Annotated in this window: 9 protein-coding genes and 2 tRNA genes; 2 read left to right on the top strand and 9 right to left on the bottom strand. The window is 44.5% G+C overall.

The window, feature by feature from the left end; translation table 11 throughout:
* Window position 1: 1 nt before the first annotated feature.
* A complete protein-coding gene (locus ACPF64_RS04965) occupies window positions 2-310 on the bottom strand; it encodes a BolA family protein (RefSeq protein ID WP_426455733.1) in 309 nt (102 codons plus the stop codon).
* 230 nt (window positions 311-540) lie between these two features.
* Here ACPF64_RS04965 and ACPF64_RS04960 point away from each other — a divergent pair.
* Together ACPF64_RS04960 and ACPF64_RS04955 are read left to right on the top strand one after the other, a co-directional pair.
* Window positions 541-616: transfer RNA gene (locus tag ACPF64_RS04960), tRNA-Gly, on the top strand.
* A gap of 45 nt (window positions 617-661) precedes the next feature.
* Window positions 662-737: transfer RNA gene (locus ACPF64_RS04955), tRNA-Gly, on the top strand.
* A gap of 169 nt (window positions 738-906) precedes the next feature.
* Here the strand turns inward: ACPF64_RS04955 and ACPF64_RS04950 are convergent.
* From ACPF64_RS04950 to ACPF64_RS04915, 8 genes are read right to left on the bottom strand one after another with little or no spacing between them, the layout of a single operon-like run.
* Window positions 907-1,656 carry a 4'-phosphopantetheinyl transferase family protein gene (locus tag ACPF64_RS04950; RefSeq protein WP_426455732.1) on the bottom strand — a complete coding sequence of 250 codons (750 nt, stop codon included), beginning with the start codon at window positions 1,654-1,656 and terminating at the stop codon, window positions 907-909.
* Complete coding sequence (locus ACPF64_RS04945; RefSeq protein WP_426455731.1) at window positions 1,656-3,509, bottom strand: alpha/beta fold hydrolase; 1,854 nt, start codon at window positions 3,507-3,509, stop codon at window positions 1,656-1,658. Before ACPF64_RS04945 ends, ACPF64_RS04950 begins: the two co-directional genes overlap by 1 nt.
* Before the next feature lie 53 nt (window positions 3,510-3,562).
* Window positions 3,563-4,837 (bottom strand): porin, encoded by a 1,275-nt coding sequence (locus tag ACPF64_RS04940; RefSeq protein WP_426455730.1) that lies wholly within the window; start codon window positions 4,835-4,837, stop codon window positions 3,563-3,565.
* Entirely contained in the window at window positions 4,834-8,475 is a 3,642-nt protein-coding gene (locus ACPF64_RS04935) for an outer membrane lipoprotein-sorting protein (RefSeq protein ID WP_424614320.1), read from the bottom strand. The genes ACPF64_RS04940 and ACPF64_RS04935 overlap by 4 nt, the downstream gene beginning before the upstream one ends.
* A 24-nt stretch (window positions 8,476-8,499) precedes the next feature.
* Window positions 8,500-12,459: a non-ribosomal peptide synthetase gene (locus tag ACPF64_RS04930; protein ID WP_426455729.1), complete on the bottom strand. Its 3,960-nt coding sequence runs from the start codon at window positions 12,457-12,459 to the stop codon at window positions 8,500-8,502.
* A complete protein-coding gene (locus tag ACPF64_RS04925) occupies window positions 12,456-12,716 on the bottom strand; it encodes an acyl carrier protein (protein ID WP_056483985.1) in 261 nt (86 codons plus the stop codon). Before ACPF64_RS04925 ends, ACPF64_RS04930 begins: the two co-directional genes overlap by 4 nt.
* Window positions 12,713-14,488: an acyl-CoA dehydrogenase gene (locus ACPF64_RS04920; protein ID WP_426456105.1), complete on the bottom strand. Its 1,776-nt coding sequence runs from the start codon at window positions 14,486-14,488 to the stop codon at window positions 12,713-12,715. Before ACPF64_RS04920 ends, ACPF64_RS04925 begins: the two co-directional genes overlap by 4 nt.
* Before the next feature lie 50 nt (window positions 14,489-14,538).
* Window positions 14,539-16,428 carry a fatty acyl-AMP ligase gene (locus ACPF64_RS04915; RefSeq protein ID WP_426455728.1) on the bottom strand — a complete coding sequence of 630 codons (1,890 nt, stop codon included), beginning with the start codon at window positions 16,426-16,428 and terminating at the stop codon, window positions 14,539-14,541.
* Between the last annotated feature and the right edge of the window lie 18 nt (window positions 16,429-16,446).

Raw genomic sequence — 16,446 nt, 5'->3', positions numbered from 1 at the left:
CTTAACTTTTAGGTGCATGAGCACATTCTGGGCTAGCGGGTGCCTGACCTTGCCACTCACTTGGTAAATAGGCATGAATTGCTAAAGCATGGATTTTCCCTGGATTCATTAAATCTGAAGCTAAGGCATAAACTTTTTGATGACGTTGAACCAAACGCAATCCATTAAATTCATGGCTCACTACAATCACTTTAAAATGTGATTCTTTACCCGGGAAATAACCACCGTGTCCGGCAGATTCATTGATGACTTCCAAATGGCTGGGTGCAAGGGTCTGTAACCGTTCAATCAATTGTTGTTCAAGGCTCATAGCTTTTCCTTTTACGATTATCCGTATATTTGAACCTAGTATACCCTGTCTGCACACAAACAAAAGTTGCTCTTGTACGCTTTGGCTTCAAACAAAATGTCTATTTATTCGGCAACTTAACGAGAAAAATACATCTAATTACCCATTTCTGATTTTATTTTATGCAATCAGCATATTTATTTGCATAAAGTTGTTGACCCATGTTTCGCTTAATGTATTATAAGCGGCACGCGGGAATAGCTCAGTTGGTAGAGCATAACCTTGCCAAGGTTGGGGTCGCGAGTTCGAGTCTCGTTTCCCGCTCCAAATTGGTTTTTTTTGAGAAAGTTTTCGTAAAAACTGCTTATATATGCGGGAATAGCTCAGTTGGTAGAGCATAACCTTGCCAAGGTTGGGGTCGCGAGTTCGAGTCTCGTTTCCCGCTCCAAATTTAAAAGGCCCTAGTCGAAAGACTGGGGTCTTTTTCTTTTCATTGATTTATAATTTTTGTACGGTCTATCTATTCACAGCATAATTCATTGAGAATGGTTCAGCTCAAAGCCAAATATTTCCTTACTAGATTCACATTTTTAAATCGTCAGTTATAACGATTCAATCTAGCTATATTTACAAGGCGTTGGAGTTATTCGATGCGTAGATATAAAGGGTAATAATTGAAAACAGTCCAAATTAAATCTTTCTAAGTTATGGCTTTGCTGTAAGCATATGGAAAAGATGAAGTTAGAATCATAGATATAACTTTCAAAATAATACTCGTCTGTTTTTTGAGCATTATTGGTTGAGTCGAGAAACTGTATACGTTCGGACAACACATGAAAGTTGAGCATCTTTAAATGACGACTCATTCCATCGCCAGTACATTTAATATAAGCCTCTTTTAAAGTCCATATTTGAAAAAACCGCTGATATACACTGAATGGATCAATAAGTTCATTCCCCTTAATCCATTCAATTTCACTGGCTGCTAACACACTATCAACACGCATCCAATCGAACTCACGATCCACTCGTTCAATATCGACTCCTATTTCCCCCTCTTCAGTCACAGCAAAGACAATAACGTCCGCTGAGTGAGTAAGATTAAAATACACAACCTTACTACCTTGTACAAAAGGCTTGCCGTTGGGATGTAATTGGAGGCTGACCTCATGAGGGGAGATGCCTAGTTTATCTGCCAACACAGACTTCACTAATACACGAGAGATCAAGAAAAGGCGAGCTGCCTTAGGGTGATATTGATCATATCTCAGCTTCTCTGCCGAACTAAGAAAGCCGAGATAATGACTCAATACCAAATGGTCTTGTGGTACCCGTGAAACTGGGCAGACATAAACCTGTACTTGCATTAGGAAGCTGTAGTGCTGATGTATTTCGTCAGAACCGGCGCGAGGTAGTCAGAAACCGCATCTACATGTGTAACGTGTGGATTATGGCCTGCGCCAGCGATAATATGTATAGGGATCTCTGAGCTTATTGTGGTAACAATTGGATCTTTATCTCCCACAATGATTTCAACTTTAGAACTAAGTTCATTTAACAAAGCTGTCTGAGTTGCTCGCTGCTGCGGCAAACTAATACGGTGCATATACTCACTAATATGCTTGGCTACAGACACCCGACGCAATGAATCCATCGCATAACCAACAGACGGATTTTGCTGTCCATCTGGATGTAGATCTTTAGCAATCATATCTTTCGGTACAAAACGGAAAATTAGTTTAGATATGGCTTGTATCTGAAACATTTTAGCAGCCTGCGCCTGAACAAAATAAGGCGATATGAGGATAAGGCGTGCAACTTTATCTGGATATTTCTTTGCAAGATTCAATGCAAAGAGACACCCTAGCGAGTGTGCAATAACAACACTATTTGGCGCTAAAAGCTTTGCAGCAGTGTCGATAAACTGACGGTTGTTATCCTCCACCACCTCATAACTGCCTGAACGCCCAAGTCCCGGCAAGTCCATCATAGCGACTTGATCGTATGTGATTTTATTAATTATTGGAGACCAGCATGCACTATCGAATGGAATCCCATGTAAAAATAATGCAGATGATTTTTCTGATTTAACTGGCTGTTTAGTATAAATTTCTGTCCAATATCGATTCTGATAGCCAAAACCACTAGGTGTAGGTACTTGCATGCGACCAAAACGTGTAAGAACCAAGCGATCAATCCAGCGCGAGAAATAAGGACTGATATTGATCAGGTCAGCGATACCCATCTTCGCTGCCATCGCCTCTGCCCCAGCAACATGATAGTGCTCGGTAGAAATGAAAGAGAGTTGTTCTTTAGAACCGTCAAGCAATACCTCAGGTAATTTCTCGAGTAGACCTTTGGGTACTTGTAAATGTGGTGAGCTGACTCCTAAGTGCTCAGCAGCTAGGTGAACGAGGCTATGAAATTTCGGTGTCGCAGGATCAAGCAGCATATACTCCTGAGCAATGGTCTCAGGATAAGACATCGTTCGGATCAGAAAGCTCACGATATACTGCATATTGCACAGCGGCAGGAATGTGTCACGCCCACCTGGCAATGCCAGCAAGCGGCCCTGATATAGCTTATCAATCATGTCGGCGACACCTATATACTGCATATCGCCATATGTATAGAAACCATCAATGACTGTCGCTGGATTTATTGCAGTCCATGGCACATTTAAACGCTTACAGGCCTCAATGAAGGCTTGATAACCCAAAATTTTCGAAGCTTCATAACCACCATGTTTGCAATACAGCTCATCAGCCGACTCTTGCGGTGGAGCAGCCACACGATATCCGCCAATCCAGATGAATCGCTCAAGCTGCTTCAATGTTGCAGCCCATTCAATCAAAGCGAGTCCTGATTTAATGTTCGTACGCTCTGCTTCAGCTTTGCTAATGCCCCAATTAAATGATGCAGCAAGATGATAGACAACATGAATCTTTGCCTGAGCATCCGCTAGCAGAGAGTCCAGCTTAAAATCGCGGCTTAAATCATATTCGACAAACGAAATAGAGGGATCAACTAGCCCTTGTGTTGCAATGAAACCTAACAGCTTATCTTTCTTGGTTGCGGCATTACGCAGCGCAGCAATCACCTGATGACCTTCACGTAAAAGTTCAACGATCAGTCTGCTGCCAATAAAACCTGCTGCACCTGTTACTAATATGGTCTTCCGTGAAAAATTATCTTTTTTTGCGTTATTTAAATTATCCATAAATCACCTTATTAGGGACTGGGCACTCCAGCATTGTTTTGGAGCGAATTATCTTAAAAATTATATCGAATCTGGGCATACACCAGACTGTTATCTCTAAATTGTCCTAACACCGTATCATTTTTACCCCAGAAGCGATCTCCACCTGCATTCAACTGCCAGTGATCATTGAGGCTGTAATTAATACGTACTCTCAACAATTCATTAGGCTCTGGTGCAAAATAGAATCCCGTTACTTCCAGCTTTAGATTATCGTTCAGTAAGTTAAGTGCATAGCGCAGCATAGCTCCATACTGATCCTGCTCATATTGGTCACTGATTGTTTGCTGATAACGGTAAACTGTTCTCAATGATGGATTTGTTAGACTGTCGGCAGATCTAAAGTCCTCCGTATGTTTGTACACGCCTACTAAACTCAGCGTGGAGTTCTTTAATGACAATTCCGGTCCCATGACCACAGTTAAATTATTTTTCTTATGTGAAAGATCTTCGCTACCATCCGAGTCTGTCTTTGTATACGCAGCTTCACCTCGCCACACTAGATCGTTATGGTTATAACTGAAATCAAAGCCATAGACGGACATCGGATTATTTTTCAGTTGCAATGTTGCCTCCCCTGTTGGAGATACAGAAAGAACTGACAGATCGGGCATGTGATCCAAACCTGAGAAATACGATGCCCCAACATCCAGACCATCTACGGAATAATCCCAGCGCATTGCAAATGCAGGACGACTCTTACGGTCTATGTCATACTGAACACCAGCAATCTGACGTAATGGAATCACATCTGAACGACTACGCGGATACCACAATGCCGTCCATTTATTGGTTCCAGATTCAGGAATATACGTCAATTTGAGAGCATCATTTCCAAGACGTTGATCTGTCTCATCTGGCACTAGACGCGTATAGTCACGGGGCGATAGGTTATCCGTTGGGTTAATCCCGTCAGCTCTCCCCCAGACTACAATTTGGCGACCAACATCGAGATAAAACGTCTGATCCCAGTTATAAGATGCGTACAACTCACGTAAGTTGCGATTCACCTTACTTACCTGATCTGGGTTTACAGTATGGTCCGTTTCGTCTCCAATATTTATGTCGTAATGGATCTTAAACTCAGGGTTAAACTTGAGCGTACCATTGGACCAGAAACTTGCTTGCCCAATGTTTTTTAACGAGCTTAGATCACGATCCGATGACCACACATCGAATCTGGCTGAGTTCTGGCTCACAAAACTAATTTCGCTGTCATCTGCATAAGCATGCTGCAGTAGCATAAAGCTACTGCAGCATGCAAATACCCAATAGGCACCTTGCGTCATTTTTCAAGGCTCTGCGGTGAGAAAATCTTATCAGATAAGGTTTTTTCTGCGACAAAATCACTGACGATAACTTGTGTCATATGCTGAGTTTGCAGATTCTTTGCCATAGATTTCATGGCCTGCCATCTTGGTTTCACTTTGCCGTAAGGACGGATATCCGTGAACTCAATATGTTTTAACGGCTTACCTGCTGTATCCCAAATGTCGATGGTTGCTGTAACAAAGTTGTCTTTGAGTATGCACATGCGACGTTTGCTATAACCAAAGTCACTCTTCACAGTATTATTGATTGGCGTTGCTTCAATCATGTAGCAATCTTTGCCATTAAATTTGCCATCTGCCAGTTTCGTGTATTTCCAGTCACTTAGCTTATAGCCAAGTACATCACCATAACTAAAGTCCGTACCAATAAAAGCATCGCCCTTATTCGCCGATGCAAGACGACGCACTTTTTTCAATGCAGGCAAATAGACAAACATGCTATCACTGCCTTTTGAGTTCTCAATCAACAGCGTCGTGGTACCTTGTACATCTGCTGGTGAGATGAATTCAGTCAAACGCATATTGTTCTGAGTATTTCCAGCAAGCTTAGTCATATTTTTAGTCAGACGCACGCGTTGCTCGCCGCTTTTAGACGTCAGCACAAATTTAGCACTAGCACTTGAAGACAAGAACTTAGAGGCATCATCACTACGATTAACAATGTCTTGAACTTCATCTGCATAAGATGTTTTAGGCATCGACATGGTGAGTGCAGTACCCAACAAAAGACTTGTCACAACAGTTTGTGCAACGGTAATGTTCTTTTTATTTGAGGGAAAGATAAAACGAGGTTTCAACATTAGAATCATTGTAGGTACCATAATTAAGGTTGCAAATACACTGAAAAGCATCGCAATCACAATAAACATCGCTAGCCATTGATGGACGTGGAAGCCTTGCGACAAGGACAGCACACCGTAACCACCAGCAACCGCAGTCGCGACAAAAAGTGAAGCCTTACCAGCAGTACTTAAAGTTTTACGAATAGCATCTTTGATATCGCCCCCTTCTTCGCGCAAGATTTCACGCAAGCGATAGAGGAAGTAAATGGCATAATCTGCACCAATACCGACAGCCATGGCCGAGATGAGGGAGTTCGGAATATTGAGCGGAATGTCGAGCCAGCCCATCACACCAAAGATTGCAAGAATCGAGAATAGAAGTGGTGTCAGGACAATGAGCCCCGCAGAGAGCGAACGGAAAACTAGCGCTGAGATAAAGAATACGGCAAATGAAATCTGTAGAATGTTCATGAGCTTGCCGTGAACCATCGTTTCAGTTAAAGCAATGGTCTGAGTCACATCACCACCAAAACTCACGACAGCTTTATCACCCAATTGACCCGCCATATACGTTTTTAGCGACTCAAGAATTTCTTTGATACGATGATTACTACCTGTTTTTAACAGAATCGTGATCTTGGCATAGCGCTGAGTCGTATCAATGTAAGATTCAAAATCAGTCGGTTCACCAGACATTGAGTACAATAGCAGATACTGAGCAACAACATCTTTGGTTGCTGGAACCTGAAATGCCTGTGGCTGATCGGCATTCATTGCCTGATTCATTCTCTTGATATAGTCCACGATAGAGATGGTTTTACCGACCTCTGGAATTGAATTCGCGAACTTTTCTGTATTATCAATCGCTTTTAGAATTTCTGGATTTTCAATACCATCACGAACTTTAGTATCGACCATGATGTAGAGACTGTTTGTGCCACCAAGAGACTGATTCAGAAACCTGTCATCTTGCTGCATTGGTAGGTCGCGCGAGAAGAAGTTACGGCTATCGTTATCCACCACAATACGGCTAGTGCCAATAGCAAGAAAAACACCCAGTACTGCAATCACAGTCATTAGCATCATTCGCGGACGAACTGACAAAATGACATCGCCAATGCGTTTTGGAATCCAGTCCCAGATCGGTAAACCTTTGCGTGCGACCTTGGTAACCGAAGGCGGTGGTAGCATCGAGCGAAGTACAGGAATAAAAGTCATCTCAATGATCAGCGTACTGATGATCCCGATTCCTGTAAAAATACCGAATGAACGGATGGTCGGAATATTAAAGGTCAACAGCGAGAAGAATCCAGCCGCTGCAATTCCGCCAGCCAATATCATAACCGGACCAACACGAACCATAGACTGCACCACGGCTTCGCTATTCGCAGCTTTAGGTTCCATACCTTGGGCAGTCAGTCGATCAAAGTCTTCATAGTATCGCTTGAGCAACTGCACGGCGTGCCCTGCCGCAATGGCTAGAATCAGAATAGGTGTAGGAGAGTTAAAGATATCCATTGGCTGTTTGAACAGACCCATCATACCCATACCCCATGCCACAGCCAGTAAAGCTGTAACTAGTGGAAGGATCAAACCCTGCTTACTGCGGAATGCTTCGAAGTGCAATAACCCAATGACCAGTATGGCAATCGGGAACAAGATATTGATCCGTTTAGAGTAATCTTCAGCTTTATCCAAATAAACAGGATTGCCGCCGACACTGATGGTCATATCCTTAGACTGTTCAGCCGCTACGATTTTGTTGATCGGACCCATCATCTTTTGGAAGCCCTCTGGACTTTCCTCAAGCTCAAGCAAAATAGCAGCAGTTTTCTGATCTTTAGATACGACCGAATTCATGTAGATTGGATTCAGTGCCAACAGTTTTTTCAGCTGATCGACATCACCTTCGGTCACAGAACTGTTCGGCAGTAGTTTCTTAGCATCAAAGCCATCCGAATTCGCCGTGATCCCTTTGGCCTGACGTGCAGCCAGACTCATCAGAGTAGATCGAACCACACCCGGAGCATTATCAACCTCTTCGGTAATGCGTTTGACTTTTTCTAACACTTGCGGCTGATAAATATCACCCTGCTTCGGTGTAATACCAATCACGACCATGTACTTGGAGCCGAATTTCTTTTCTATCAGCTTGGTCGAGGTGATATAAGGATGTCCTTTGGGCGCAAGCGCATCTGGATCAATAATAATTTTTACACCAGATGCGAGATACGCCAGTGCAATCGTCAAAAGCATCACCACCGTCAGCACAATACGGCGATGTTTGAGAATCCAACGCGCATATTGTTCCATCACCTGATGAGTCTTGCGGCGTGGTTTATTGGTCTCGTGCGTCTGCTTACCAACCGACTCATAGGCTTCGCCCTTCTGAGCCAATGCTTCAAGATTAGCAACGTCTTTCTTGAACTGGGCGAGAACCATTTTTTTTAGCAGCGCTGGGGGCAATACACCAAAAAAACTGCCTGGCTCAGCCTCAAACACCCATTCAATCCATGTACCTTCTGGATGTGGTTTGAAGCGGTAAGTACCTGTGTAGTGGAAAGGTCCTTCCACTACTTTGAACGCATACAATTCGTTCGGTACTAGATGGGTGATTTCACCTTTAAAGGACATCTCACGACCAATAAAGCTAAAACCGATTTCGTACTTGCTGCCCACACGCGGAGTATTGTCTAGCAGTTCAGAATGCTTACACGACAATTGCCAGCCTGCATCATTGGCCGGGTTTGCAAGATAGTTGAAAACCTTGTCAATCTCGGCCGGTATGAGGAAAGCATGTTCTATGGTCACCATAGTGGTTCTACCTTCTTGTATTTCTTATGCGGGAATTGGATACATCTGATCAATTGTCTGGGCAACAGCCACGACATTCTCAGCGTACATAATTGATGAATGGTCACCAGGCAGATCTACCTGTGTAAATCTGTCTTTGACCAGTTGGTCCCAGCCTAGACTTTCGCCAAAATCTTCCAGCTCATCTTTAGCCTTAACCAAGAGGATCGGAAAATCTTCAGGCTCTGGGAAATAGGTCTGGAGTGCGATGCCATTCGCCAAATAGGTATCAAAGTAAAGTCGGAAATCTGATGGGTCTGCATCTAGAGGTAGAACATTGATGGCCTTGGCTTCTTTAAGCACATGATCAAACATGTGATCTGGACTCAATTCACGCAAGTATTGCGCTGGTATCGTCAACTTCTTGCCATAAGGCGCAGCCAGATCACGGGCAAACCAAGACAAAAGCATTGCATCGTCGGCATCTTCAGGCACATTCTCTGTAATTGGAGCTCGGGTATCGATCATGACAATCCCTGTGACCTGCTGCCCCATTTGACGCAACTGATGACTGATCTCGTATGCAATCGCACCGCCAAAGCACCAGCCACCGAGGAAATAAGGTCCCTCAGGCTGCGTCTTTTGCATTTCAGCAATATAGAGCGTCGCCATATCTTCGATTGCCACTTCTGCAGCATCTGCTTCAATTAGTCCAGGAGACTGAATAGCGCGTAAGGTACGATTCGGATTAAGATGACGCGAAAGTTCCATATAACAGAAGGTACTGCCACCAATTGGATGGAAGAGCCACAAAGGTTGCTCGTAAGTTCCACGGCGCAGTTCAATTACGATGGAAGGCTTAATTTCTTTATTTTCACGAATGATCTCGCCCAGACTCGCCACAGTGGAATATTGGGCCAGCAAAGCAACTGATAGTTCAGTACCAAAAGCTTTTTTGAGGTGATTAACAAGCTTCACAGCCAGTAATGAATGTCCACCCAAGTCAAAGAAGTCATCATGTATACCAACCCGTTTAACCGACAAAATCTGCTCAAAGGTAGTACAGAGTTCAATTTCAATCGGATCACGTGGCGCAACATAATCGTTACTTTGCTCAAACACAGGCTCAGGAAACGCTTTACGATCTAGCTTATTGTTAGCCGTCATTGGAAACTGGTCCAATGTAATAAACGTATTTGGCACCATGTAAGCTGGTAGATGGATTTGCATCGTCTTTTTCAGATTAGCAATGTCAATCTCATGTCCGGTTAAATAGGCCACCAGTTTCTGATCATTGCTGGTAGTCGTCTTAACCAACACAACTGCGTCTGTGATACCGTCGATCTGTTTGAGAACATTCTCGATTTCGCCTAGTTCAATACGGAATCCACGAATCTTGACTTGGAAATCTAGACGTCCATGATGAGTCAGATGTCCATCCGTACGCAGACAGACTTTATCTCCGGTGCGATAGAGTCGACCAGCATTTGGTAGAGATGGCAAAGTTCTAAATTGCGCATCTGTCAGCTCAGGTCGATGCCAGTAATCAACTGCCAGACCATCACCTCCAATCCAGAGCTCTCCCATAACGCCTGGCGGGACTAAACGCTGCTGTTCATCAAGGACATAAAGCTGGGTGTTCGCCAGTGGTTCGCCTAAATCAATAAATTTTGCATCAGTGATACGAGCCGCACTTGACCATACCGTAGTTTCAGTCGGGCCATAAACATTCCAGAGACAGCCAACTTTACCCAGCAGTTTTTCTGCCAGAATAGTATCTAGCGCTTCGCCTCCACAGAGTGCAGTCAACCCTAGATTGCCGCTCCATTCGCTGTCTAAAAGCATCTTCCAAGAAGCCGGAGTTGCCTGCAAGACATTGATAGACTTAGCATTTAGATAATCTACCAATTGATTGCCATCTTGTGATACCTCACGTGGGCAAACATGCACCACACCGCCGTACATCAGTGGAATCAGTAACTCAAGAATTGAAATATCAAACGCATAAGTGGTGATTGCTAACAACTGAGTCTCAGTCGTTACTTGCAATCTATCATTCATGGATAGCAAGAAATTGATGATTGAAGGATGCCCAATACGCACACCTTTAGGCTTACCTGTCGAGCCTGAGGTATACATCACATAAGCGGTCTCACCAAAGGCAAGCGTCTCGCGTACTTGCTCAAGGGGCACAACACCAGCTTGATTGATATCCAAACGCGGTACAGAAACGTTAAGAGCATCCATCAACTCGGTTTGAGTTAAGATGACTTTAGGTTCAGCATCTTCGATGATGTTATGTAGACGTTCACTTGGGAAATTAGGATCTAGTGGTACATAGGCTGCCCCTGCCGCCCAGATCCCGAGGATTGCTGCTGGTAATAATGCCGTGCGGTCTAACATCAGACCTACACGATCGCCACGGGTAACGCCATGTACACGCAAATATTCAGCGATACCAGCGATATGTTGACCTAACTCACGATAGCTAACCGCATGATCCTTCGAGGTCAGAGCATGATGATCACCACGCTCATCGATCTGCTTTAGAATCATTCCCAATAGATCATGTTGAGGATAATCAGTAGCCTGTCCACGTAGGGCATCGAACTGGATACCATCCTTATAATCAGGTGCGATATCTAACTCAACGATCTTACGCTCAGGATGAGCCACCATTTCTGATAGTACAGCTTGCAGCAGTTGCACCATATTATCGGCAGATTGTGCAGAAAATAGCTCGGAGTTGTATTTCAGTACGCCAACGAGTTCGCCTTGATATTCACCGCCCATTTCCAGCGTAAGATCCAATTGACCTTCTTGCTGGCGAACTGGAAAACTTCCTAAGGTCAGGTCTTGGCCGACCAAAGTCGCTGGGGTCTGGATTGGCAAGAGTAGTTCTTTAAACTCATCCATGCCACCTAGACGTTCCCAGAACATTCCAACCTGCGCCAATGGATTAATACTGCCATCACGCTTTGGTGAAACAGCCTCAACTACTCTGGAAAAGGCAACTTTTTGATGCTTGAGACTTTGTCTTAATTGTTCCTGCACCTGCTGTGTAAACTGACGTAAAGTCTGATCAGCATCGATGTTCATGTGAATAGCAATCGTATTGACAAACTGTCCCAGTGCATTGCGCAGAGAACGTTCAAGTCGACCAGCTACTGGTGTGGCAATAACAAGATCATTTTCATTCGATAGCTTGTGTAGCAGGATATAAAAGCCAGATAGTACGAGTCCAAACAGCGTGATCTCATAATCTTTCGCCAAGTTCACAAGACCAGAAGACACTGACTCAGGCACACGGAAAACCAGTGAGCTGCCTTTATGTTGCTGCACAGCAGGACGTGGATAATCAAGCGGAATGCTATGCACGTGTGGTGCATGTTGCAACGCATTTTTCCAGAAGAGTAGACTCTCATCAGCATCATCGGTCACAGTGCTCTGCTGCTTATCTGCATACTGTGCAAACTCGACTCCGTTCACTACGTCTGACTCTGTAACTAGTCCAAAACGTTTGCAGACATCACGCAACAAGAGACCAATCGACCAGAAATCCATTAAGGCATGATGAATCACAACCGCAATCACATAGTGATTTTGACCGCGCTCATAGCAATGAATACGCCACAGCGGTGGCTGGGTCAGATCAAAGGGCTGCTTCGTATCCTGCTCGACTAATTGCGTCAAATCAGATGCATCGACATGGCGGGCATCCGACACGATAATATTAGGATAGATACGATCCCAGATAAGTTGCTCAATACCCTGATCACTGGCAGGCATGCTTACACGCAGCAGCGGATAATCATGCATTACCGCCTCTAGAATCTCCATCGGCTTGTTGCCCAAAGGTTGGTTGACCTTCACATCAAAGGCCACCACCATATTGTAGGCACTGCAAGTTGACTCAAGCCGCTGGATATACCAGATGCCGAGCTGTTCTGCAGAAATCGCATGGCGCGATAGAATTGCAGGTTCCAGTCGTACAAGGTTGTTCACGAAGCAACTCCCTGCTCCAACTGAGAAACGATATATTCAGCCAACGCATTAATGGTTGGGTAATCCCATAGTAGTGTCGGCTCAAGTTCCAGTTGTGTTAGATCCTCTAGATCCCCAGACACCGACAAAGCGACGATAGAATCAAGACCGTAACTGGTAAATTTTTGCTGTGGATCAAGAGTCTGGGGCTCTACACGCATTTCTTTGGCTACTAGCGTACGAATGATTTCGCTCCAGTAAGCTTTATCTTTATTCATGGGGTAATATCCTCTTTAACCGGTTTGGCATCACGCGGTGCCAGTGCAAAATCGATGACAGATAACATATGGTTGTTTGAAATTCGGTCTAGCAGATCTGCCAATGTGTTTTCACGTAGTGATGTCATTGGAGGGGACGTCTGCCCTTCAGCAGCATTTAGGAAAATGATCAGCCATGCACCATCCTGCAAAGCAGGTCTTAAGCCATGACGGTTAAAGACCCAAAAACCCAGCACAGCAATGCGGGCAAACAACTCGGCATAGTCGCGGGCTAAGCTGAAACGTAATGTTTCGAACTCTTTAGCCGCATCTGAACTTGAGAAATAATCTTGAATTTTTTGATCTAGCGTACGCTGCTCGATAAGAAGCTGATCAGCGCGCTCACGTAGCGTGGACAGCGTCTCAGCAGCCAGCCCCACTGTAACGTCAGCATCGTTGAGCATCTCGATGATCGTTCCCAGTGACTCCATCACCAAGTCACCATCTCGGTTGAAAATCTCAAGCTCGCGGAAATCAATAGCGTCGGTTTCCACCTGTAAGTCATACAACTGGCGATAGCGTGCTTTAGCTTCGGCTTGGTTGAGATAGTCGGCTTTTTTGCTACGCCCTTTATTGGCAGATTTGAGCTGAAAACTTAAGCTGTCTAGACAGACGGTACTACTGCCGTCAAATACACTAACGATCAGATGATCTCTGAAAGCTTTCTGGTACATTCCATCAGCATATGCATTTCTTAAGAAAAAACGCGACCCAAGCACTGAGGAAGTAATTTTGGCCAGTGACTCTACATACTCAGGTACGAGTACCTTGATGATAGGTGACCATGTGCTGAACTGATTAATACAGACATGTAACCCGCGCGCGCCAACGAGTGATAACACCTCAGCTGCTAATAGATAGGCATAAGCTGTAGCAAGTTGCTCACGCACCAACGGAATGCTTATTACTTTTTTGTTATACAACTCGCGTTCGATAGCAAACTCGGTCGCGATGCGTAGCATCGTATCACCCGCACCTAGAGAGAAGCTGCTGCAATATGCACGCGTCACCTGTAGCGTCTTGAGTCCAAGCTCCAATCCCTGACCTTCTTCACCGATCAGGGCATCTTTGTGAATTTCAGCATTATTAAAGCCAATACCGCTAATATCTAACCCACGCATACCCACCGTCGGCAAGCGGTTCAGGCTATAGGTTCCTTTAGAAGCCATGTGACGCTTATCAAGCCAAAATGCACTCAGACTACGCGGTCCACGATCATCTGATGTTTTAGCAATCAGACTTAAAGAGTCACCTAGAGTCGCACGATTGATTGACCATTTTTCGCCATTTAAGACGTACTTACTATCGGCAGCTTGTGCAGTTACTTCACTAGATAATAGATCGGCTCCATGCGCTTTCTCGCTATAAGCAAGCGCTGGTGCAGCACCACTCAAAATCCGACTAGCGATGTTTTGGCATTGATTAGGATTACCGCCGATCCATACGATCACAGACCAAGCATTCGTGCTATAGGTCGAATTGATTGTTAGATCACGTCGTGCCAGCACGCGATGCAGATATAGCAACTCTTCACCAATTTCCATGCGACCTCCAAGCTCTGAAGGTACATAAAAACGGTTCATGCCCACAGCATTCAAAAAGTCAACAGCACGCTGAGGGTACTGCTCCTTCTCATCACGCTCGATGGCCGCGGACCAAGAAAAATCATTATTAGTATCATGTACGGAGCCTAAAATTTGCTCCAGACGAGCAGCAGATTGAAACTGCCGCAAATTGGACGTAAGTGACATGAGTTTTTGCTCAAATGATTAAAGGGTAAGGATTAAAACAAAGCACTTTTCAGTCGATTAAAAATGAGCGCGCGCACTTCTCGTTCCTTGATCATTGAATTGAGTAGATTGGAGCTATAACGAATCAGTTGCCCCCGCTGCTCACGATCACGGATGACTTCTAAGCCGTTCTTGACATAGTTTCGGGCCATCACCGTTCTACGGTTTGGATGGGTTAAACAGATCAGTTGACCGCGCTCGATCTGCTCTTTAATTTTTCTTCTTCTAATTTTGCCGCTGGTGGTCTTGTTGATCCGACCTTGATGCAGTAAATAGACACCTTCTACAGGCAAGCCGATATCAGCCGCCACTTGCTCTTTAACCTGAGTTCTGATGGTTTCAAAATTAAGGGTCTTGTCTATCGACTTCTTCTTGATCTCAAGTACAACCGTAACACCGTCAGAATTACCGAAATTCACTGCTGCGACACAACCCTTACGGACAGCAGGATGCGCTACTTCGACGGAGCACTCGATATCTTGCGGGTAATAGTTTTTGCCACGGATGATGATCACATCCTTAAGGCGACCAGTCACATATAGGTCTCCATCTTTGACAAAACCCATATCACCAGTTCTTAAATAATGCACTTGACTAGGCTTACCTGCTTTATCGAGGATGGTTGCAGCAAAGGTTTCCTGATTGACCTCCGGCTTCTGCCAGTAACCCGCAGTGACACTCTCACCTGCTAGCCAGATTTCACCGACTTCATCAGCCCCCACCTCTTTGTGGGTATGCGGATTGACGATACGGCAATCAATGTGTGCTGATATCTTGCCACAGCTCACCACTTGCACAGCTGTCTGATCTTGGCTGGTCTGCACCAAGTTGGCATTCAACTTTTCACGGTCTATCGAGATAGCATTGAGAGGACCAGTTACACCACTGACTAAGAGCGTAACTTCTGCCAAGCCATAGCACGGCAAGAAAGTATCTAGTCTCAATTGCGACTGAATATTGAACTTCTCCATGAAACGCTGCATGACGTTGGCCTTGATCGGCTCTGCACCGTTAAACAGCACACGCACACGGCTCAGATCAAGCGATGCAGCCTCATCATCCGAGATGCGGTGTAGGCACAATTCATACGCAAAGTTTGGCCCACCACTAATCGTGACCCCTTTTTCGCTAATGAATTGCAGCCATTTAAGAGGTTTACGGATAAAATCCAGCGGTGACATCACATAGCAAGTCAGACCTACATACACGGTCTGTAAAACCGAGCCAATCAATCCCATATCGTGATAGACAGGTAGCCATGTAAGACCGATATCATCGGCTTGTGTGCCAAAAGCTTCAGCAATCATGACTTCATTTGCCATGATATTTTTATGGGTGACGATCACACCTTTAGGCCAACCTGTTGATCCTGAAGTGTATTGTAGGAAGCAAATATCTTCTTCAGAAATCAAAGGAAAATCTTTTTCCACCAAATCACGTTGCAATTCGGCATCAACGGCATGCAATATTAAATTTTCATTTTGAGCTTTTAATGTGATCAGTCCTGATAGCTCAAGAATCTTCTGAGTTGTGAGTACGATCTTTGGCTCACAGTCATTCATAATATTCAAAATATTAGAAAAACCGTTGCGATTAAAAGGCAAGCTGACAGGTACTGCGATAATTTTAGCTTTCAGACAAGCAAAGAACGATACGATAAAGTCCAGTCCAGGCTCGAACAGCAATACGGCACGATCACCACTGTCTACAAGGTTCATTAATATTTGAGCTTGATATTGAACCCGCTCGTTCAGATCTGCATACGTCAGAGATTGAATACCACCAGATTGGCGTCCCAAATATTCAAAAGCAATCCTGCCTCCATTTAAATTTGCGTGGGATTCCAAAGTTGCAATGATATTATCCATACCCATTACAGCCATAACTTACTCCAATTATTT

It is taken from the genome of Acinetobacter sp. KB005 (assembly GCF_049949095.1).
Lineage (GTDB): Bacteria > Pseudomonadota > Gammaproteobacteria > Pseudomonadales > Moraxellaceae > Acinetobacter > Acinetobacter calcoaceticus.
The sequence above is the reverse complement of the archived record's forward strand: the minus strand, read 5'-3'. Positions and strand labels throughout refer to the sequence as shown.